The 21,273-nt window shown below is 66.1% G+C and carries 19 protein-coding genes; 10 read left to right on the top strand and 9 right to left on the bottom strand.

Features of this window, described 5'->3' with window-relative positions; genetic code table 11:
• Window positions 1-11: 11 nt before the first annotated feature.
• The 4 genes from KDK82_RS16040 to KDK82_RS16055 are packed head-to-tail and all read right to left on the bottom strand — an operon-like array spanning window position 12 to window position 3,959.
• A complete protein-coding gene (locus KDK82_RS16040; protein WP_088165613.1) occupies window positions 12-602 on the bottom strand; it encodes a hypothetical protein in 591 nt (196 codons plus the stop codon).
• Complete coding sequence (locus KDK82_RS16045) at window positions 599-1,867, bottom strand: cyclopropane-fatty-acyl-phospholipid synthase family protein (protein ID WP_088165614.1); 1,269 nt, start codon at window positions 1,865-1,867, stop codon at window positions 599-601. Before KDK82_RS16045 ends, KDK82_RS16040 begins: the two co-directional genes overlap by 4 nt.
• Window positions 1,864-2,616, bottom strand: coding sequence for a DUF1365 domain-containing protein (locus KDK82_RS16050; protein WP_063328500.1), 753 nt, complete (start codon window positions 2,614-2,616; stop codon window positions 1,864-1,866). The genes KDK82_RS16045 and KDK82_RS16050 overlap by 4 nt, the downstream gene beginning before the upstream one ends.
• Window positions 2,613-3,959, bottom strand: a complete 1,347-nt coding sequence (locus KDK82_RS16055; RefSeq protein WP_088165615.1) for an NAD(P)/FAD-dependent oxidoreductase — start codon at window positions 3,957-3,959, stop codon at window positions 2,613-2,615. Before KDK82_RS16055 ends, KDK82_RS16050 begins: the two co-directional genes overlap by 4 nt.
• Before the next feature lie 140 nt (window positions 3,960-4,099).
• On the opposite strand from KDK82_RS16055, the gene KDK82_RS16060 reads away from it, so the two are divergent.
• From KDK82_RS16060 to KDK82_RS16100, 9 genes are all read left to right on the top strand, one after another.
• Window positions 4,100-4,738: a TetR/AcrR family transcriptional regulator gene (locus tag KDK82_RS16060; protein WP_034397292.1), complete on the top strand. Its 639-nt coding sequence runs from the start codon at window positions 4,100-4,102 to the stop codon at window positions 4,736-4,738.
• A gap of 221 nt (window positions 4,739-4,959) precedes the next feature.
• Window positions 4,960-6,021, top strand: a complete 1,062-nt coding sequence (locus KDK82_RS16065; RefSeq protein WP_088165616.1) for a helix-turn-helix domain-containing protein — start codon at window positions 4,960-4,962, stop codon at window positions 6,019-6,021.
• A gap of 301 nt (window positions 6,022-6,322) precedes the next feature.
• A complete protein-coding gene (locus tag KDK82_RS16070) occupies window positions 6,323-6,802 on the top strand; it encodes a sigma-70 family RNA polymerase sigma factor (protein WP_051941123.1) in 480 nt (159 codons plus the stop codon).
• 2 nt (window positions 6,803-6,804) lie between these two features.
• On the top strand, window positions 6,805-7,758 hold the full coding sequence (locus KDK82_RS16075; protein WP_088165617.1) for a FecR domain-containing protein: 954 nt from the start codon (window positions 6,805-6,807) through the stop codon (window positions 7,756-7,758).
• Between the two features lie 97 nt (window positions 7,759-7,855).
• Window positions 7,856-10,393, top strand: a complete 2,538-nt coding sequence (locus KDK82_RS16080) for a TonB-dependent receptor (protein WP_088165618.1) — start codon at window positions 7,856-7,858, stop codon at window positions 10,391-10,393.
• Between the two features lie 137 nt (window positions 10,394-10,530).
• Window positions 10,531-11,046: a sigma-70 family RNA polymerase sigma factor gene (locus KDK82_RS16085; protein WP_012207690.1), complete on the top strand. Its 516-nt coding sequence runs from the start codon at window positions 10,531-10,533 to the stop codon at window positions 11,044-11,046.
• Window positions 11,043-12,104 carry a FecR domain-containing protein gene (locus KDK82_RS16090; RefSeq protein WP_088165619.1) on the top strand — a complete coding sequence of 354 codons (1,062 nt, stop codon included), beginning with the start codon at window positions 11,043-11,045 and terminating at the stop codon, window positions 12,102-12,104. The genes KDK82_RS16085 and KDK82_RS16090 overlap by 4 nt, the downstream gene beginning before the upstream one ends.
• Window positions 12,105-12,246: 142 nt before the next feature.
• Window positions 12,247-14,730, top strand: coding sequence for a TonB-dependent receptor (locus tag KDK82_RS16095; RefSeq protein ID WP_088165620.1), 2,484 nt, complete (start codon window positions 12,247-12,249; stop codon window positions 14,728-14,730).
• 171 nt (window positions 14,731-14,901) lie between these two features.
• A complete protein-coding gene (locus KDK82_RS16100) occupies window positions 14,902-17,019 on the top strand; it encodes a TonB-dependent siderophore receptor (RefSeq protein WP_088165621.1) in 2,118 nt (705 codons plus the stop codon).
• Between the two features lie 90 nt (window positions 17,020-17,109).
• Here the strand turns inward: KDK82_RS16100 and KDK82_RS16105 are convergent, their stop codons facing one another.
• The gene (locus tag KDK82_RS16105) at window positions 17,110-18,156 is read right to left on the bottom strand and encodes a hypothetical protein (protein WP_088165622.1); all 1,047 of its coding nucleotides are present in this window, start codon (window positions 18,154-18,156) and stop codon (window positions 17,110-17,112) included.
• 261 nt (window positions 18,157-18,417) lie between these two features.
• Between KDK82_RS16105 and KDK82_RS32815 the strand changes: the two genes are divergently transcribed.
• On the top strand, window positions 18,418-18,822 hold the full coding sequence (locus KDK82_RS32815) for a hypothetical protein (protein WP_179217930.1): 405 nt from the start codon (window positions 18,418-18,420) through the stop codon (window positions 18,820-18,822).
• 399 nt (window positions 18,823-19,221) lie between these two features.
• Here KDK82_RS32815 and KDK82_RS16115 read toward each other — a convergent pair whose 3' ends face one another.
• The 4 genes from KDK82_RS16115 to KDK82_RS32115 form a co-directional block, all read right to left on the bottom strand.
• Window positions 19,222-19,776, bottom strand: a complete 555-nt coding sequence (locus KDK82_RS16115; RefSeq protein ID WP_052734036.1) for a hypothetical protein — start codon at window positions 19,774-19,776, stop codon at window positions 19,222-19,224.
• 204 nt (window positions 19,777-19,980) lie between these two features.
• On the bottom strand, window positions 19,981-20,790 hold the full coding sequence (locus tag KDK82_RS16120) for an SdiA-regulated domain-containing protein (protein ID WP_080945295.1): 810 nt from the start codon (window positions 20,788-20,790) through the stop codon (window positions 19,981-19,983).
• The gene (locus KDK82_RS32820; protein WP_164846507.1) at window positions 20,709-20,945 is read right to left on the bottom strand and encodes a hypothetical protein; all 237 of its coding nucleotides are present in this window, start codon (window positions 20,943-20,945) and stop codon (window positions 20,709-20,711) included. The genes KDK82_RS16120 and KDK82_RS32820 overlap by 82 nt, the downstream gene beginning before the upstream one ends.
• The gene (locus KDK82_RS32115; RefSeq protein ID WP_128422651.1) at window positions 20,942-21,169 is read right to left on the bottom strand and encodes a hypothetical protein; all 228 of its coding nucleotides are present in this window, start codon (window positions 21,167-21,169) and stop codon (window positions 20,942-20,944) included. The genes KDK82_RS32820 and KDK82_RS32115 overlap by 4 nt, the downstream gene beginning before the upstream one ends.
• Between the last annotated feature and the right edge of the window lie 104 nt (window positions 21,170-21,273).

The following is a 21,273-nucleotide window of genomic DNA, read 5'->3' on the forward strand; positions in this document are numbered from 1 at the left end:
TCCGCTGGCGTTCAGCCCTGGCCCAGCAGCGAGGTGCGCATGGCAGGCGCCGAGGTCTGCGGCGCCAGCCAGATGCCGAAGAACAGGCGCGCATAGTCGGCATCGCGCAGCTGCGCCGTCTGCCGGCCGTTGTGGAAAAAGCGCACATCGCCCTGGCCGTCGTTCAGGCCCAGCAGCCGGTCCTTGGCCGCCACATCGGGAAAGGCCTGCTTCATCAGGTCCAGCCATTGGCGGGCCTGCTCTTCGGTGAAGCTGCCGACCCTGCGCATTTCGGCGATGGAGCGCTCGGCAATGGCCGCGCCTTCGAGCTTGCGGTCGTAGACCAGCTCCAGTGCAAACGGGTGGCGGGCGTAGTCCTCGGGCAGCAGTCCGGGCGCGGCCCACAGCCGCGCCTCATAGACGCGCAGGCCGAAAAAGCGCAGCACGGCCGTGCCCATCAGGCGCGCAGACGGCAGGGCGCTGCGCAGTTCGGCCGGAAGTTCGGCGGTCGGGGTGATGGCGTGCAGGGCGTTGGACATGGTGATCAATGAAGGGGCAAGGACGCAGGCGGCGCCCCAGGCCAGGGCCTGGCGGCGGGGGGCGTGGGGTTGCGGGGCTGTCATGGCAGGGGCTTGCGCAGCGTGAACTGGACGACATCGGTGTTGCCGGTGTCGAAGGCCGCCTCGCAGTAGGCCAGGTAGAAGGTCCAGATGCGCACGAAGCGTTCGTCAAAGCCCTGGGCACGCACGGCCTCCAGGCGCTCCTCGAAGGACTGGCGCCAGCGCCTGAGCGTCTCCGCATAGTCGCGGCCAAAGGCCATGCGGCCTTCCACCACCAGGCCGGCGCGCCGCGCCTCCTGCTCGAAGGCGGGGATGCTGGGCAGCAGACCGCCCGGGAAGATGTACTGCTGGATGAAGTCGGTGGAGCGCAGATAGCGCGCGAACAGGTCCTCGCGCAGCGTGATGGTCTGTATGCAGGCCAGGCCCCCGGGTTTGAGGCAGTCGCGCAGCGTCTGGAAGTAGCCGCGCCAGTATTCGCGGCCCACGGCCTCGAACATCTCGATGGAGACGATGGCGTCGAAGGGCTCGCCCGCATGGCGCGCGGGCAGGTCGCGGTAGTCCTGGTAGCGCAGCTCCACCGCGTCGGCCAGGCCGGACTGCTGCATGCGCTGCTGCCCCCAGACCAGTTGCTCGCGCGACAGCGTCACGCCCGTGACCCGGGCGCCGAACTCCTGCGCCGCCGCCTCGGCCAGCCCGCCCCAGCCGCAGCCGATTTCCAGCAGGCGCTGGCCGGGCTGCAGCCGCACCTCGTCCAGCGTGCGCCTGAGCTTGGCCTGCTGGGCTTGCTGGAGGTCCGCGTTGCGCAGCGCTTGGCCCGTGCGGCCCTGGAACCAGGCCGCGCTGTAGCTCATGCCGGGGTCCAGCCACAGGCGGTAGAAATCATTGCCCAGGTCGTAATGGGCATGGATGTTCCTGGCACTGCCGGCCCGCGTATTGCGTTGCAGCAGATGGCGCAGGCGGTAGCCCAGCCGGCCCCACCAGCTGCCATAGACCAGGCTTTGCACATGGTCGCGGTTGGCCATGCACAGCCGCAGCAGGGCGGCCAGGTCGGGGCTGTCCCACTCACCGGCGATATAGCCTTCGGCCAGCCCGATGTCGCCCGATTTGAGCGTGCGCTCCAGCGCCTGCCAGTCGTGCAGCACGCAATGCGCATCGGCAGCCCCCGACGGCGGGCGGGGCAGGTGCAGCAGGCGGCCATCGGGCTGCTCCAGGTCCAGCTGCCCGTGGGGCAGGCGTTCGAGCAGGTTCAGCACCCGGCGCGCCCGTGCAGGCGTGCGGCGCGGCGCTGCCGCAGAGGGGCTCAGCAGGGGGGCGGCGGTAGTGTTCATCGTGTGACGAAGCGCTTGGGCTCGGAGGGTTTGCCATGGAAAGGCACGCGCTTGGCCCAAAGGCGCAGCGCATGCCAGTGGATGCGGGCGACCACGCCCAGCGTCATCAGGGGCGTGCCGAAGAAGGCGCGGCGCACGGTGGCGCCGTCGAGCGGGTGCAGCACGCCGCCCACGCTGGTCTGCAGCAGCGGACCGTCCTCGTCGTGCAGGTCCACGCGCGCCAGGGTGCGGTCTTCGCCGCGCTCGAAGCGGAAGCGGTACTCGCCGCGCACCTCGCAAAACGGCGAGACATGGAATTGCTTGCGCGCCACCTGCTCGCGTCCCCAGTCCAGGTCCGGTCCCGCCAGCAGATAGGCATGGCGCTCGCCAAAGGTGTTGTTGACCTCGGCCAGCACGGCGGCCAGCGAGCCGTCGGCGCGGTGCGCATACCAAAAGCTCACGGGCTTGAACACGTAGCCCAGCACGCGGGGGAAGGTGTGCAGCCAGACCTCGCCATCGGCGTCGGCTATGCCTTCGCTGTGCAGCAGCTGCTCGAACCAGGCCAGTGCGTCGCAGCCGCCCTCGCCATGGTCGCTGTCATGAAAGCTCAGCCAGCCCAGCCGGTTGCGCCGCAGCGCGGTGTCCGGCTGCGTGCGCAGGCTGCGCAGCGGCAGCATCAGAAAGTAGCCGGGATAGCGGAAGGCATGCTCGACAGGCCGCAGGCGGCGGTGCCAGACATGGCCGAAGCCGATGAGGGGGCGGGCCGTCATGCAACCCCCTCGAAGGCCGCGCTGGCGGGCAGAACGGGCAAGGCCGGCAGGGCACGCAGCAGGCCATCGGCCGCGTCCAGGCCCGAGCGCAGGCCGTCTTCGTGAAAGCCGTAGCCACACCATGCGCCGCAGAACCAGGTCCGGCGCTGGCCCTGCACGTCGGCCACGCGGCCCTGGGCCTCGATGGCCGCCAGGTCGAACACCGGATGGCTGTACTCGATGCGCGCGTGGACCTGGCCTTCATCAATCGGGCGCACCGGGTTCAGCGAAACCATCACGGGCTGCTGCCACGGCAGGGGCTGCAGGCGATTGAGCAGGTAGTGCAGGCAGACGCCGGCCTGGTCCCGCCCCGGGTCGGCCGCGCGTTCGTAGTTCCAGGCGGCCCAGGCCGCCTGCCTGCGCGGCAGCACGCTGGCATCGGTGTGCAGAACGGCCTGGTTGGGCTGGTAGCGGATGGCACCCAGCACGCTGCGCTCCTGTGGCGTGGCATCGCTGCCGAGCAGGCGCAGGGCCTGGTCGCTGTGGCAGGCCAGCACCACGGCGTCGAACGGCTCCGTGCCGTTCGCCGTCTGCAGTAGCGCGCCGTGCGCGGCGCGGCGCAGGCCCAGCACGGGCGCATTCAGGCGCGCCTCGTGGCGGCCGTCCTTCAGCAGCGCGGCCACCATGCGCCGCACGTACTGGCGCGAGCCGCCGCGCACCGTGTGCCACTGCGGCCGGTCCGTGACCTGGATCAGTCCATGGTTGTGGCAAAAGCGGATCAGCGTGGCCACGGGAAAGCGCAGCATCTGGTCGGTGGGGCAGGACCAGATGCAGCCCATCATGGGCAGCAGGTAGTCCTGACGGAAGGCGGCGCCAAAGCTGTGGTCGTCCAGAAAATCGCCGATGGCGCTGCGCAGCCGTGCTTCATCGCCTTCCTGGGCGATGCGCGTGGCCAGGCGGTTGAAGCGCAGGATCTCGGCCAGCATCTTCAGAAAGCGCGGGCGCAGCAGATTGCCCCGCTGCGCGAACACGCCGCCCAGCGAACTGCCGCTCCATTCCAGGCCCGCGCGGCCATCGGCCTCAGGCACCTGCACGGAAAACGACATCTCGGCGGCAGCCGTGGGCACCTGCAGCTGCTCGAACAAACGTGTCAGCAGTGGATAGGTGCGGTGGTTGAAGACCAGAAAGCCGGTGTCCACGCCCTGGCTCACGCCGCCCAGCGTCAGGTCCACCGTGTTGGCGTGCCCCCCGAAATGGCCGCCCGCCTCCAGCAAGGTCACGGCAGGCCCGCCCGGCGCCGCGGCCAGGCGGCTCGCTGCGGCCAGCCCCGCAATCCCCGAACCGATGACAGCAATGCGATGCATGGAGGCGCCCTTCTTGGTTGAACAGACCGACTAGACCACAAAGACCAAATCGTGAACTGATGAGTTCAAACTATAAACCAAACATACCCGCTTTGCACTATTTGGTATCAGATATGACCTGCGAGGTCTAAAATATCGCTATGACTAGCCGCTCCTCCATCAAAGAACAGATACAGCGCGTGCGCGAGCAGGCCATCGTGGCGGCCGTCAACCGGCTGCTGGCCACCAAGGGCTACGACGCCATGACGGTGGACGAGGTCGCGGCCGAGGCCGGCATGGCCAAGGCCAGCCTGTACAAGCTGTTCACCTCCAAGGAAGAACTGGCGGGCGCCGCCATGGTGGGCGTGCTGGACCGCGCCCTGGCCTTTGTGGACGGCCTGCGCGACACGGCGGCCCAGGCCGCCGAGGCCGGCACGCCGGTGCGCCCGCTGGACCAGCTCAAGGCCGTGACGTGCTGGGCCATGCAGACCCAGCTGGAAGGCGAAATGCCCTCCCTGCCGGCGCAGAACTCCAACCTCAGCGCCTCGCTGCAATCCAACGATGCCTACATGGACCGGCTGATCGCCCTGAGCAACCGCCTGAGCATCTGGATCACCGAGGCCCAGACCAGCGGCCAGCTGCAGCCCGCGCTGCCGGCCGAGCTGGTGCTCTACACGCTGTTCGCGCGGGCCTGCGATCCGGTGGTGGCCCTGCTCAAGGAATCGGGCCAGTACACGCACGCGCAAATCATCGACTGGGTCACGAGCACGACCTTCGACGGGCTGGCGGCGGCGGATTGACCTAGGCCGCGCAGCGACAGCTGCGATGCGTCGACCCGTCTCCAGCATGGCCGGCAGCCGGTCCCCGCGGGCTCCCTGTTGCGCATCGTGCCGCCTTCGCGACTCCTGCGAAACCCAGTCGGGGGCGCCTGTATAGTTGCGGCTTGGCGACCACGGCAACACCCCGCGCCGTGCGGGATTGTCCTGCCAGGTCCTGTCTTTTACTGCGCTGATACCTCGCAATGCAGCCCCCGGCCACAGCCCTGCCCAGCACGACGTTCGCCACCGACCAATTGGCGCAGGCAGACCGCTTCGAGGCGTGGCGCAGCAGCATCTCCGTGCTTTTCGACGTGGCGCCGCTGGAGCGCGGCGCGTCGCCAGGGCGCTTCCATGCCTCGGTGCATGCGGTCCACCTGGGCCAATTGCTGCTGGGCGACCTGCGCTTCGGCGCGCAGCGCTTCTCGCGCGGCCAGGCACGCGCCGCCCACGACGGCCTGGACCACTACCTGGTGCAGTGGTACCGCGCAGGGGGTTTCTTGGGCCAGCATGGCGACGGCAGCGAACTGCGGGTCCGCCCCGGTGACGTGGTCGTCTTCGACATGGCCCGCACCCAGCACACCGTGGCCCAGGATTCCCATGTGCTCTCGCTGATCGTTCCCCGCAGGCTGGGCGAGGCTGCCTGCGGGTCCCCGGGCCCGGGCACCCACGGCACCGTGCTGGCCGCCGACAGCCTGTTCGGCGGCCTGCTGGCAGACCACCTGGGCGCACTGCACCGGCGCCTGCCCTCCATCGGCCCGGCGCAGGCCGATGACGTGGTGCACGCCACCCTGCAAATGCTGGCCGCCTGCCTGCGCCCCAGCCAGCGCACCCTGGCCGAAGCCCGCGCCGAGGTGCATGCCGCCACGCTGGAGCGCATCCAGCGCCATATCGCGCGGAACCTGGGCACGCCGCTCTCGCCCGAGGCACTGTGCCGCTGCTTCGGCATTTCGCGCCACCGGCTCTACCACCTCTTCGAGCCCCTGGGCGGCGTGATGCGCTATGTGCAGCGGCGCCGTCTGCAGCGGGCCTTCCACACGCTGTCCAATCCCGCCTACCGGCGCCTGCGCATTGCCGAGGTGGCCGCACGCCTGGGCTTTGCCAGCGAGGCGCATTTCAGCCGCGCCTTCCGTGCCGCCTTCGGCCACACACCCAGCGATGTGCGGGCCATGGCCGAGGCGGCTGATGCCGTGCGCATCAATCCCCCACCCGGCACCACGACCACATCGGCGGAATATGCCGACTGGCTGCTCGGGCTCATGGCCTGAGCGAGGGATGGCCGGGCACGAGAGCGTGCAGGTCCAGCGGGTCCATGGGCGCGGCACATGGGCGCGGCACATGGTCCCGGCATTTATCAGGCCATCGAGCTGCGACAGCAGAAATGCCATCCGCGCCCTGGCCAGCAGCCGCTGCAGCATGGTCATGAATCGCAGCACGGACCCTGCAGCCAATGCAAATGAGAATTCATATCAATTGGATAAAATACCGGGAGTTCTTTGACGCACAAGAGGAAAGGCCCGGCACGTGCATCCATCCACCGACAGTGGCGCCAGCCAGGCTCTGGGCAGCATGTACGCGCAGCACAACCATTGGCTGGTCGCGTGGCTGCAGCGCAGGCTGGGCAACCGCTGCGATGCGGCCGACCTGGCCCAGGACACGTTCACGCGCATCTGGGTCAGCGCCAGGACACAGGCCATCGAGGACATCCAGGAGCCCCGCGCCTACCTGACGACGGTGGCCCGGCGGCTGCTGGTCAACCACCTGGAGCGCCGCTCGCTGGAGCAGGCCTACCTGGCCTCCCTGCACCTTCTGCCCCAGGCCACCGTGCTGTCCGTGGAGGCGCGGGCCATCCTGCTGGAGACGCTTCAGGAGCTCGATGCGCTGCTGGACGCCCTGCCCGCCAAGGTGCGCACGGCCTTTCTCATGTCCCAGCTCGAAGGCCTGTCCTACGAGGACATTGCCGCCCACATGCAACTGAGCGTGCGCACCGTGACGCGCTACATGGCCCAGGGCTTTCGGCAATGCCTGCTGGTGATGCTGGAGCGCTGAGCATGCAGGCCGCAGACGCACGCATCCTGGACGAGGCTGCCCGCTGGCTGGCCCGCAGGCACGCCTCGGACTTCAGCGCGGCCGAGCAGGCAGAGCTGGCACGCTGGCGCAGCCAGAGCAGCCGGCATGAACAGATCTGGCAGTGCGCCGAGCAGCTCAAGGGCCGCTTCAACGCCGTTCCCGGCGCCGTCGGCATGGCCACGCTCAACCGCGCGCGTCCCTCGGCCGCAAGGCGCCAGCTGCTGCGCTCGGCCGTGCTGGCCCTGGCCACGCCCGCGCTGGGCTGGCTGGCCTGGCGCCACCTGCCCTGGCAGGACTGGACGGCCGACTACCGCACGGCCAAGGGCGAGCGCCGCGCGGTCACGCTGGCCGATGGCAGCCGCGTGCAGCTGAACACGGCCTCGGCCATCAGCGTGCGCATGGATGGCACGGCGCGGCGCATCCGCCAGCATGCAGGGGAAATCCTGGTCGAGACCGCGCATGCCCCGCCCTACGCCTCCCAGCCTTTCATGGTGCAGACAGACGACGGCCAGATGCAGGCCCTGGGCACGCGCTTCATCGTGCGCAAGCTGGAGCACGGCACGGCGCTGGCCGTGCTGGAGGGCGCGGTGCGCGTCACGCCGGCAGCATCGGCCAAGGCCGTGGTGGTGCATGCGGGCGAGCAACTGCATTTCGATGGCCATGACGCCAGCGCCACCCGCCCGGTGGCGGCGCGGGACTCGGCCTGGACGCTGGGCGTGCTCTATGCCGAGAACCTGCGCCTGCAGGACTTCCTGGCCGAGCTGTCGCGCTACCGCGAAGGCATTCTGCGGTGCGACGACGATGTCGCCGACCTGCGCGTCTCCGGCACGTACCAGTTGCAAGACACCGACCGCATCCTGGCCCTGCTGGCCCAGACCCTGCCGGTGCGCGTGCACGAGCGCAGCCGGTACTGGGTGACGGTGGCGCGGCGCTGATTTGGATTTTTTTCTGCCAGGGCTGTCCGGTTTTTCACTCTCGCCTGTCAAGGGGTGTGAAAAGCACTTTCATCGACCGCCCAGAGGACAGAACACCATGCACTCCCCTTCTTCCATCGCCGGACCACGCGCCAGCCTGCGCGCCACCGCCTTGGCGGCCCTGGCCGTCAGCACCTCGCTGCTGCTGCACGCGCTGCCAGTCCAGGCGGCCGAGCCGGCCGCCAGCGCCGCTGCCCGGAGCTACCAGATCCAGCCGGGTCCGCTGGGCCCGGCGCTGATGGCCTTTGCCGCACAGGCAGGCGTGAACCTGGGCATGGACCTGCAGCAGCTCGGCGGCATGGAGACACGCGGCCTGTCCGGCACGTTCTCCGTGGAGGACGGCTTTGCGCAGCTGCTGAACACGTCAGGTTGGACAGCACGCCGCGTGGGTGCGGGCAACTACGCGCTGGAGAAGCTGCCTGCGGCGGCCCGCCAGGCGCCGTCCGCTGCAGCGGCCGTGCCCGCAGCGCCGGCCGCAGCCCCGTCCGCTGCCCAAGCCGCAGCAGAGGCCACGGAACTTGCCGCCATCACGGTGACCGCGCGCACGCAGAACAACCTGGTCGCGCCCTCGCGGCAGGTCACGATTCTGGAAGGCCAGGAGGTGGAGCAGCTGCGCCAGGGCTCGGACAGCCTGGCCACCATGCTCAGCAAGGTGGTTCCGGGCATGGCGGACTCCAGCCACACCATCACCGACTACGGCCAGACGCTGCGGGGCCGCAACATGCTGGTTCTGGTGGACGGCGTTCCGCTGAACACCAACCGCGATTCGTCCAGGAACCTGGCCAACATCAACCCGGCCGACATCGAGCAGATCGAGGTGCTGCGCGGCAGCAGCGCCATCTACGGCAGCGGTGCGGCGGGCGGCATTGTCTCCATCCGCACCAAGCGGCCCTCGGGCGAGACGCGGGCCGAGACCATCGTCACCGGCTCGGCCCCCCTGTCGCGCCTGCGCGGCGCGGGGCTGGGTGGCGAGGTGCAGCACTACCTGTCTGGCGGCGGCGAGGTGGTCGACTACTCGGTGAGCCTGGGCGCAAAGCACATGGGCGGTGCCTTTGACGCCAAGGGCAACCGCATTGCGCCCGAGCCCAGCCAGGGCGACCTGTTCGACTCCAACATCTACAACGCGTCGGCCAAGATCGGCTTCAAGCTTGACGCCGACCAGCGCCTGCAATTGACCGCCAGCCACTACAACGCGGCCCAGGATACGGACTACGCCTCCGACCCGTCGGTGGCGCGGCTGCCGGCCGGAACGGCGGCGGCCCGCCCCATCAAGGGCCTGGTGCTTGCCGACCAGAACCAGATCAAGAACACCATGCTGGGCCTGGACTACGAGAACCGGGACATCGCAGGCAGCACGCTGGCCGCCCAGCTCTACTACCGGGATTTCTTCACGCGGTTTGCGCCTTTCGACGCACGCGCCGTGCCGGTGCGGGGCGCCAATGTCGATCAGTCCATGCAGAACTCCGAGGTCTTTGGCGGGCGCCTGACACTGAAGACGCCGCTGGGCGCCAGCAAGAAAAGCCTGCTGATCTGGGGTGCGGACTTCCACCAGGAGCGCACCGACATGCCCATCGACATCTTCGACCCCAGGGCCTATGACGCCAGCGGAGGCCTGGTCTTCAACAAGACCGGCCGCCTGGTCTACATGCCCCCGGTCACCACGCGCAGCATCGGCGCCTTCGCCCAGCTGCAGCACCAGTTCAGCGACCAATGGTCGGCCGAAGGCGGCCTGCGCTACGACCGCGCCCAGGCCAGCTTCAACGACTTCACGCCGCTGTCGCAATCGCGGGTGCCCAACCCCCAGTCCGTGAATGGCGGCACCGTCCAGTACAACGCCTGGACCTACAACCTGGGCACGGTCTTCACGCCGGTGAAGGGCCAGGAGTTCTATGCCTCGTACAGCCAGGGCTTCGAGCTGCCGGACATCGGCGTGGTGGTGCGCAATGCCACGCCGGCCTTCAACCTGGGCAACTCCAACCTGCAGGCGGTCAAGACCAACACCTATGAAATGGGCTGGCGCGGCAAGTTCTCCAACGTGATGGCCAATCTCAGCGTCTTCCAGTCGCGCTCCAACCTGGGCGCCGTGCAAAGCTTCAACAACGGCCTGTCCCTGCTGCGCACCCGCGAGAAGATCCACGGCATCGAAGGCGGCCTGGACTACTTCAGCGATGACGACCACTGGAGCGCGGGCGGCAGCTTCACCTGGATGAAGGGTCGCGAGCTGCCGCAGGCCGCCAGCGGCTACCAGGACATGACGGGCTTTCGCATCCCGCCGCTCAAGCTGACGGCCTATGTGGAGTACCGGCCCGATGCCCGCTGGAGCCACCGCCTGCAGGCAACCTCGTATGCCGCCAAGGACTACCGCCTGGACGGCAAGACCGGCTTTGGCCGCTATGACACGCGGGGCTACACCACGGTGGACCTGATCAGCCAGTGGAAGATCGACCCCAAGAACCGCGTGTCCCTGGGCGTGGAAAACCTGTTCAACCGCCAGTACTTCCCGCTCTACAGCCAGCTGCTGCGCAGCAACAACAACACCAGCCGCCTGCCAGCGGCCGGCACGGTGCTGAAGATCAGCTACGCACACACCTGGTGACCCGCGGGCAGGCACCGATCGCCGGGGCCTGCCAATACCCACCCGTGCAGCCCGGACGACCCCCTGGTTAAAATGAGAACCAATCGCATTAAGTCATTGATATCAGGGGATTCATCTTTGCGGTTGTGGGGGTCAGCATGTCATCCGGCGAATTCGCGCTGCACAACGAGGTCCAGTCGCTCTATCGTGACCATCACCGATGGCTGCGCGATTGGCTGCGCAGAAAACTGGGCTGTTCCCACCATGCCGCCGACCTGGCCCACGACACCTTCGTGCGCCTGCTCGGCCGCAAGGAGCGGGCGGACCCGGTGGACCCCCGCGCCTACCTGACCACCATCGCCCACGGCCTGGTGGTGGACTTTCACCGGCGCCGGGCGCTGGAGCGGGCCTATCTGGAATCGCTGGCCGCCCTGCCCGAGCCGCAGGCGCCTTCGCCCGAAGCACGCGCCATCGTGCTGGAGGCCCTGGTGGCCATCGACGCCATGCTCGACGGCATGAAGCCCGCCGTGCGCCAGGCCTTCATCCTCTCCCAGCTCGAAGGCCTGACCTATGCGCAGATCGCCGCCCGGCTGCAGGTGACCGTGCGCACCGTCAACAACTACATGCTCAAGGCGCTGGAGCACTGCTACCTCATCGTGGCAGACGGCGCATGACGGCCTTGCCCTCGAACAGCGACAGCGCCGTGGACGCGGCTGCACACCCGCCCACCCACACCACCATCCCAGCCCAGGCACAGGCCCGCATCCGCCAGGAAGCGATTGCCTGGTACGCGCGCCTGTGCTCCGGCGATGCCACCGACGCCGACCGTGCCGCCTGGCAGCGCTGGCATGAGGCCCACCCCGAGCACCAGCGCGCATGGCGGCATTTCGACGCCCTGCAGTCCATGCTGCAGCGCGTGCCGGGCCACCTGGCCGCCTCCACGCTGCAGGCCAGCCGGCGCAGCCGCCGCCGGGTGCTGCGCGGCATCGGCGCACTGGTGGGCAGCGGGGCCGTGGCGGGCCTGTCATGGCAGCTGGCCGGCGGGCAGGGCGGCGTGCGCTCCTGGCTGGCCGACTACCGCACCGGCACGGGCGAGCGCCGCACCGTCACGCTGGCCGACGGGTCCGAGCTGACGCTGAACACCCGGACCTCGGTGGATGTGTCCATGGACCCCACGCGCCGGCTGCTGGTGCTGCGCGAGGGCGAGATCCTGGTGCAGACCGCCCATTCCCTCGCCGGGCTCGGCGCGGGCGCCAAGGATGGCCGCCCGTTCATGGTGCACACGCCGCAGGGCCGCATCCTGGCGCTGGGCACGCGCTTCACCGTGCGCAGCGAGGGCGGCGAGGGCGGTGACACCGTGGTGAGCGTGCTGCAGGACGCCGTGGAAATCCAGCCCCTGCAGGACGCCAGCCGCAGCCTGCGGCTGCAGGCTGGCCAGCAGGCCAGCTTCAGCCGCAACGGCATGCTGCCCGCCCAGGCCGCCGACCCGGCCCTGGTCAGCTGGGTGGGCGGCAGCCTCATCGTGGACGGCTGGCGGCTGGATGACGTGGTGCGCGAACTCGCACGCTACCGGCCCGGCCGCCTGGCCTGCGACCCGGCCGTGGCCGGCCTGCGCGTGTCCGGCGTGTTTCCGCTGGCCGACACGGACAAGGCGCTGGCCGTCATCACCCGCGCCTTCCCGGTGCGCGCGGCCGGCCTGTCGCGCTACTGGCTGACCCTGGTGCCCGTCTAGGGCCACCCCAGGGCGAGGCAGGGCCAGCCATTTCCCCATGCCGCACAAAAAACTTCGCGGCCCATTTTCATCTTTTGCGATCTCGTTCGGCTCCCTTCATGAAAGCCCTTGTCTCACCGCTGTTCATGGCCAGGAAACCCGAATGCAAACGCCCTTCACACCGACACCCGCCCGCGCGGCGCTGACCTGCCTGCTGGCTGCGGCGGTGGCATGTGCGGCCCCCGGCCATGCGGCCGAGCCCCTGGCGCAGACCCGCCAGGCCGCCAGGGCCTATGAGATCGGGGCCGGCCCGCTGGCCTCGGTGCTGGGCCAGTTTGCGGCGGCCGCAGGCGTGGCCCTGTCCTATGACCCGGCCAGCACGCGCCAGCGGCAGTCGGGCGGCCTGCGCGGCAGCTATACCGTGGGCGCGGGCTTTGCGGCCATCCTGGCGGGCTCCGGGCTGGAGGCGGTGGAAGGCGGCGCGGGTGAATTCATCGTGCGCAAGGCGGCCATGCCCGCCACGGCCGGCGCTGCAGCGGCCGACGCCACCGAGCTGCCCGCCGTGCGCGTCGTGGCCCGGGCTGCCCCTGCCCCGGTCGATGCCGACGAGCGCTACCAGCCCACGCCCGATGCCTCCAGCCTGCGCACCACGGCGCCCGTGCTGGAGATCCCGCAGGTGGTCAACGTGGTGCCGGCCCAGGTGATCCGCGACCAGCGCCCGCGCAATCTGGACGAGGCGCTGGCCAACGTCAGCGGCGTCACCCAGGGCAACACCCTGGCCAGCACGCAGGACACCATCATGAAGCGCGGCTTCGGCACCAACCGCGACGGCTCCGTCATGCACAACGGCATGCCACTGGTACAGGGGCGCGGCATGAACGCCGCCGCCGAGAGCGTGGAAGTGATCAAGGGCCCGTCCTCGCTGCTGTATGGCCTCATGGACCCGGGCGGCGTGATCAACGTGGTCAGCAAGAAGCCGCAGCTGCGCCAGCGCACGGCGCTGTCGCTGCAGGGTTCGGGCTACGCGGGCGGGCGCAACGGCACGGGCGCCACGCTGGACACCACCGGCCCCATCGGTGAGAACGGTCTGGCCTACCGCCTGGTCGTCGACCATGTGGACGAGGACTACTGGCGCAACTTCGGCCAGCACCGCGAGACGCTGGTGGCGCCGTCGCTGGCCTGGTATGGCGACGACACGCAGGCCGTGCTCTGGTACGAGTACCGCAAGTACCTGACGCCCTTCGATCGCGGCACGGCGCTGGACCCGGTCACCCGGCGCCCGCTGGACCTTCCCGCCACGCGCCGGCTGGACGAGCCCTTCAACCAGATGACGGGCGAGACCCACCTGGCCCAGCTCTCCGTGGACCACCGCCTGGGCAGCGGCTGGGCCGCCCACCTGAACCTGAGCTACAACCGCGAGATCTACGACGCCAACCAGCTGCGCGTGAACGGCGTGAACACCGCGCGCGGCACCCTGCAGCGCAGCAACGACGCCACGCACGGCGCACTCAGCACCGACAGCTATGGCTCGGCCTATGTGGACGGCAGCGTGCAGCTGGCCGGCCTGCGCCATGACCTGCAGTTCGGCGCCGATGCCGAGTACCGGCTGATCTACCGCTCCGACCTGCTGCGCCAGGCCGTCACCTCCACCTTCAGCTACACCAATCCTGTCTATGGTCTGGAGCAGCCCTCGGCCACCGTCTCGGCCAGCGACAGCGACCAGAGGGACCAGCTGCACAACCAGTCGCTGTTCCTGCAGGACGCCATCCACCTGGGCGACCGCTGGGTGCTGACCACCGGCCTGCGCTACCAGACCTGGCGCCAGACCGCCGGCCGGGGCCGCCCTTTCAAGGCCAACACCCAGGCCGACGGCACGGCCTGGCTGCCGCGCGCCGGCCTGGTCTACCAACTGGCCAACGGCCTGTCGCTCTACGGCAACTACTCGCAGTCGCTCAGGCCCACCTCCACCATCGCGCCACTGGCCAGCGGCACCGTGATCGACTCGGGCGTGGCGCCCGAGGAGGCCCGGTCCTGGGAAGTCGGCGCCAAGCTGGACCTGCCAGGGCAGCTCACCGGCACGCTGGCGCTGTTCGACATCCGCAAGAAGAACGTGCTGGTCTCGCAGTTCAACGACGCCACCAAGCTGACCGACTGGCGCACCTCGGGCGCGGCGCGATCGCGCGGGCTGGAGGTGGATGTGGCCGGCGAACTGGGCCGCCACTGGAGCGCCATCGCGGCCTTCGCCTATGTGGATGCCAAGACCACGCAGGACCCGCTCTACCAGGGCAACCAGCTGTGGAACGTGGCGCGGCAGACGGCCTCGCTGTCGGCCGTGTACGACTTCGGCCAGGTCCTGGGCGATGTGCTGGGAGATGTGCTGGGCGAGGGCCGGCTGCGCGTGGGCGGCGGCCTGCAGTACGTGGGCAAGCGGCCCGGCGACTCGGCCAACTCCTTCTGGCTGCCGGGCTACACCGTGGCCCATGCCTTTGCCACGTATGACACGCGGATCAACGGCTACAGGACGCGCTTTCAGCTCAACGTGAAGAACCTGTTCGACCGCACCTACTACCCGTCGAGCGCCAACACCTACTTCATCTCGATGGGCGACGCGCGCCAGGTGCTGCTGCGCGCCACGGTCGAGTTCTGAGCGGGCGCCAGTCCCGCCCCCGGTCTTTCCTCTTTTGTGTCTGTCCCGGCACGCAGCCGCATGCGATGCCGCGCATCACGCATCACCTCCATGAACTTATCTCCGCCGCTTATCGCCTCGCCGAACGCCCCGCCAAACGCTTTTTTTTCCTCTATTGACTGGCCATTGCGCATGCCTTCCTCCTTCCACACCCTCCCCACCATTGCCGGCATGCCCCGTTCCTGCCTGTGCCTTGCCCTGGCTGCCATCCCCGTGATGGCCTTCTCCCAGGCCGCCGACGCACCGTCCACGCAACTGGAAACCGTGCAGATCCAGGCCGAGAAGCAGCAGAACAACGAAGACAACTTCGTCGCCCGCAAAACCACGGGCGTGCTGCGCTCCGATGCGCCGCTGTTCGAGACCGCGCAGTCCATCAGCGTGGTGACCCAGCGCCAGATCGAGGAAAAACAGGTCAGGTCCGTGGCCGAGGCGCTGGAGAGCGTGGCCGGCGTGGCGTCCGGCTCGTACGGCCGGCGCGGTTGGGATGACTTCATCATCCGCGGCCAGATCTCCAGCGCGCAAACCTATGTGGACGGCCTGCGGGCGCAGACCTCCACCAATGTGCTGCGCTCCGAGGACATCTTCGGCATCGGCTCCATCGAAGTGGTCAAGGGCCCCACCTCGGTGGGCTTCGGCCTGGCCCTGCCGGGCGGCCTGGTCAACCTGACCACCAAGCGCCCGCAGGCCGAGTCGTTCTCGCGCGCCGGCATCAGCGTGGGCAGCTATGGATTGAAGGAAGCCAATTTCGACCTGAACTACTCGCCCGACGGAAGCCGCAAGGGCGCCTTTCGCATCGTGGGCCGCGCGTCCGACCAGAACGATCCCACGGACTACGTCTACTTCAAGAACCAGTACCTGGCGGGCTCGTACAACTTCGACCTGGATGGCAGGAACGAGCTGTCCGTCATCGCCAGCTACCAGCACCGCAACTACATCCGCAACCAGGGCATTCCGCAGAAATACGAAAAATACGGGCGCAATGTCTTCATCGGCGAACCCGACCGCAGCTACGAGGTGGACTCCTACCGCCTGGGCGCCAACTACGCGCACTACTTCGACAACGAATGGGTGTTCCGCCAGAACTTCGCGCTTACCAAGGGCAGCAGCCTGAGCAACTCGGTCTTTGCGGCGGCCAATGCCAAGTTCCCCCTGGTGGCGCGCCAGATCAACTACCAGGACAAGCAGGACGTCAACATCGCCCTGGACAACTACCTGCAGCGCAACTTCAAGTTTGATCGCGTGAACTACGAGCTGACCGTCGGCATCGACATGATGCGAGAGCGCAGCGACTACTACCAGCGCGTGGACAACATCAACCCCTTCAACGCGGACAACCCGGTCTATGGCGTCACCTCCATCAAGGAGGGCAAGCCCTCGCACAACCTGACCTACAGCCAGTACGTGGGCCTGTACCTGCGCAACACCATCAAGATCGACGAGAAATGGATCGTCGGCCTGAATGGTCGCCATGACTGGACGCGCGTTGAAATTCAGGACAGGCTGGCCGGCGGCTCGGTCAGCAACAGCAACACCGCCTTCACGGGCAGCGCCTCGCTGATGTACCAGGCCAGCGAGTTCCTGGCCCCCTACGTCAGCTACTCCACCTCCTTCATGCCCGTGACGGATGCCGGCATCAACGGCACGCTGCTCAATCCCGAGGAAGGCAAGCAGACCGAACTGGGCGTGAAATTCCAGGCCCTGGACCGGCGCGTGCAAGGCTATCTGGCGGTGTATGACCTGCGGCGCAAGAACGTCACCGAGAACGACGCCACCCTGGGCTACGCCGTCCAGACCGGCGAGCAGACCACCAAGGGCTTCGAAGCGGAAGTCGCGGCCTCTTTGACGCGGCAATGGAATGTCTCGGCCGCCTACAGCTACATCCCCTCGGCCCGGACCTCCCAAAGCCTGACGGCCAGCGAAATCGGCAAGCGCATCAACCATGTGCCCAAGAACGCGAGCTCCGTCTTCACGCAGTACTACTTCAACCCCGACCGCCTGGGCTGGAACATGGGCGCAGGCCTGCGCATGCAGGGCGCCCGCACGGCGCAGCGCGGCACGGCCTTCGTCAACCTAGCCAAGTACACCCTGCTCGACCTGAACCTGGGCTATGAAGCGAAGTCATGGGGCCTGAGCCTGGCCATCAAGAACCTGCTGGACAAGGACTACGTCCAGGGCACCACGCCGAACGCGCAGCTGCTGAGCTTCGGCAGCCCGCGCACGCTGATGGTGAGTGCCAGGTTCAAGTACTGAGGCTGGCTGGCTCCTTCAAGCATGCAAGCCTTTCAGCCAAGGTGCGCAACCCGGCGCCGCCGATAGGCGGACGCCGGCTGCGCCCCGGCTTCATGGCCCCTTGCGCAGCGAGATCGGCGTGCCCCAGACCGGGTCGGCCGCGCCCTGGCGGCCCAGCGTGGTGACCTGCATGGGCACCAGGCGTGCCATCAGCTTTTCCTGCTCGGCGTTGAGATTGGCGCGCGTTGCCAGATAGTTGCGCGTGAACTCCATGGGCGGCGGCAGTGTGTGAACGGTGAAGTCTTCCAGCGGGCATTCCACCTTCTCGGCTGCCACCTTGCGGCAGCCGGCCTGGCGGAACTGGTAGCTGGGCGTCTTCAGGTGCGAACGCTGGCTCAGCACCAGTTGGCCGCCCTCCAGCGTGAAGCTGGCCAGCGCCTGCCTGGGCGGCACGCGCACCTGGACCTTGAGTGCGGGAATGTCGCGTGAATCCGTGTCTTGGTAATAGCCCGCCGCCATGCCCGGCGTGCTGTCGGTGACCATGCGCTCGCCCCAGGCCACGCAATTGCCCGAGGCGCGGTGCACCGTGGTGCAGTACTTCTCGATCCGGCTCTGCGAGTGCGTGCTGCCCTCCTTCCAGTTCATCTCGGTATAGAACTGGCGATAGGTTTCCGGCGACAACGTGGCCGTTCCAAGGGTGCCACGGCCTGAGCCGGTGGCCCCGGCCTTGGCGCCCAGCTGGTCAAGCTGGGCATTGAGCCGGTAGTCGTCACCCCCCGTCATCAGGTACTTGCCCGGCGGCAGCACATGGACCTCGAAGGCCTTGAACAGATAGGTGGTCTTGGGGTCGCGCTGCAGCGCGTTGTTCTGGAACTTGCGGCCAAACACGATCTCCGGCTTGTCCTCATGGGTCCAGACCACGTTGGGAGTCCACTTCGACATGCCATCGGCGTCGGCCAGCGACTTGTGCGGCGTCAGATCGGCCACCAGCACCACGGCCATGTTGGCCTTCAAGGCTTCGCTGATCACCCACAGCGTCTTCGCCTGCTCCGCTTCCTCCTTCTCGAGCTGCCCGCTGGAAGGCGGCGCGGCACACCCTGACAATCCCAGGGCGAGCACCAGGGTCGGCAGAACGAAACATGGGCGCTGCAGTGTCATCGTTGAAATCCTTGGGGGTTGATGCTGGAAAGGCGTCATTTTGCGGGGAGATCTCCGGCGGCCCCGCCCAGTGGCAGGCCCTCGACACGGAAAAGCCGCCCGAAGGCGGCCGGTTCCAGGGAGCACTGCACCAGCGCTGGCTGCGATCAATCAGCGTTGCTGTGGCTGGCGCAAAGGCTGCCCTTGTTGGCGGACGTTCGCCTTGCACTGCATCTGGCTGTAGTTCCTGTCCGTGATGGGTTGCCCCATCTGCATGGGAACATGGACCGGATGCTGCGGGCCTCTCGTGGGAAGAAGCTGTTTCATGGTTCCATCCTCACGTCAAACGGAACGCCGCCCAGCCCGTCAGCGGGGCTGATTGGGCTGCTGCTGGCCTGGCTGGTTCTGGCCAGGTTGCTTGTGCTGGGGGTTGTCCTGCTGCTGCTGTCCCGGTTTTTGCTGGTTCGGGTTCTGCTGCTGCGGGTTGTTTTGCTGCTGCTGTTGCTGGTCGTTTTGCTGAGCCATGGGTATCTCCTTCACATGGTGGTCAAAGAGGCGCGTCAAACGAAGCGCCCGACTGCAGCGCAGATATGCACTGTGCTGGTAACCAGTGTGGGACCAGACATGCGGCTCAGCCGTAGGACCGGCCAGAGCGTGCGCAGCCCCATGTTGCGACACCGCAGGTAGGCCAGCCGCCGAGTGTCCGACGGACATTTCGCACAGGGGCAACGAAGGACCAGGGCAGGTCAAGACCTGCGCCCTGCTATTCTTGATAAATAAAGTTAGAAACTGAGATCCAGCATTCATGCGGCCTTCGCGCGTCCGCGACGGCCGGCGGGCCTAACTAATGTCGGAAACTCAGACAGACATCCGCCATTCACAGCCCCACATGCTGTCCCGAGAGAAAATCGCACAGAGGATGGATGGCACAACTTCATGCCGAGTTTAAGAAACGCAACCATCGGCGAAGCTCCCCGCCACGGCCACCTGACCAGCGTTAGACATGAGGCATTCCAGTTTTGCAGTCGCCTGCGGCTAGGAGTCTGCGGCAAACCTGCCTCAACCGGCTCGAGCTCGTTTCGCCTGCTACGGCATCTGTGTTGCCAGTAACGGGCTACCGATGGCCAAGCAGGTTGCGAGAGAGGGGTGATCGACCGTGGGCGAGTCTTTCGGTAGAACGCATGCGACACACCGGCCATGAATGGAAAAATCAACCCGATGTCCGACATGACCCAGTTTCGACAGCGCGTACAGAATCTGATCAGCGGCTTCCTTGGTGCCTTCGCTAGCCTCCGGCAAGTTGAAGTGCCGACGGCATGCATCGCACTCGAAACGTAGCAAAGACATGCCCGGCTGGGCAGACCGTAGGCTGAAACGCCATGTCCGATCCACATCGTCACTGCGCTTTTCCAGCACCTCGGCTGCAACCAGGCGCTCCAGCCACCGGTATAACGTCACCCGATTGACGCACACGCCGCGCTGCGCCAACGCTTGCTCGAACTCTGTGTGCGTCAGCGCTAGCTCAGGCTGTTCCAACAAGAGCGCCAGCATAGCAGCGGCGGACGGTTTGTACCGCACTCCCGCTCGCGCCAGAAGATCATTCGCGGGAGTGACGATGCGTTTCGATCGTTTGGCCATCATAAAGATTTTAATAGGGCGACTAATCGCAAGAGCACTGTTGATCCATAAACGTCTGATTAAAATTCGATATCCAGAGATCTCATACGCCCCATCAAATAATTTCCTCAATCATTAAATTGCATTGGATATCAATATTTATCTTCAATGACTCCACCTTAATGAAAGATAGCCTGGGCAATCAAGAATTGAGTTCTGTCATTTCCCCTAGACCTTTAAGGCACTTGTCATGCCTTGACGCATACCGCAGGAAGGCGCATTCTTTTTTTCATATCTATAGAAAAAATTAGGCTCCGAGACTATAAAAATCTCGCCACCAGGTGCCAAAGCAAGGCCCTCAGCCTGTGGAATTGTGCGCTTCAGGCCGTTGAATCCAGTCCACAGCGGTAAAATACCCAAAGGCCGTCCCTCAGGGCTGTACTCGGTCAGCATTGACGATTCATCACTCAACAGAAAATAATTCCCTGAAACCCTGTCTTTTTCAATTGAAGCGAGATCACTAATGAACAGGCCTGACCAACCGGATGCCTGCCATTCATGTATCTCACCTGTAGGCGGAGAAGAAAACCTTTCTTGATCGATCATCTGAATACGGATCGGCCACTTTTCAAACCCTACCAAGACATGCCTGTCTTCTCTGTCCCAGGCCAGTGCCTCTACCCCCAAATTGGGATGAATTCGACCGGCGGAAAGTACCAAGCCGTTGCCTGCGTCCACGCCATCTTTTTTGTCTTCAGGTATCTCTATATAGTGCAGCACTCCCGTGCGCTCGTCGGATATTAAATATAATTCATCACTTATATAAGCAATTCCTTCTACGTCAGAGACACCATGAATAGGCATGCTACGCAACACTTCTCCATCGGTGCTAAGTTCAATCACGCGAGCAGGCGTATTCACAGTGGCGTACAACGTTCCACTGGCTGTGTTGTAGGTCAATCCAGATAGATTTCTTGACACTCCCTCAATTCTTTTCGCTTGCACAGCGGCCTGATAGCCTGATAGCCTGATAGCCATAGGGACACACGGCAGGCTTCCGGGGTCAACCAGGCTATCTGAAACCAGTTATAGGCGAGCGATGGAAGGCGAAAATAGAACATCGACGCCACCATGAATACCAGCATCGATGCATTCAGGCATTTCTTCCATTTTTGACGAGCATACTTGCTCACGACTGAATCCATTCCGAACTAAGACGTGCTGGTGCAAGATAGTATCTTTTAAAAATCTCTGTCGCAGTGAGGGCAACCATCGCCAGGGAAAACAAGCAATGAATAGCAATGGTTGCACCGCAGATGCTGACCACATTTTCCACAAGCCAATTTTCTATAGGAATTGGGATGCTTGCATTTTGGACAGGCGTAGCCAACTTCACCATAGTAGTCTGACGATTCATTTCTCAAGATCTTTAAACCCCTTATTTTTTCAAAGAAAACTACAGAGGTTTTTACCCTTTTGACTGCTTTAGAAATTACTGCTCTTAGCATAACAACTCCAGAA

The organism is Delftia sp. K82, from assembly GCF_002193035.1.
In the GTDB taxonomy this organism is placed as follows: Bacteria; Pseudomonadota; Gammaproteobacteria; order Burkholderiales; family Burkholderiaceae_C; genus Comamonas; species Comamonas acidovorans.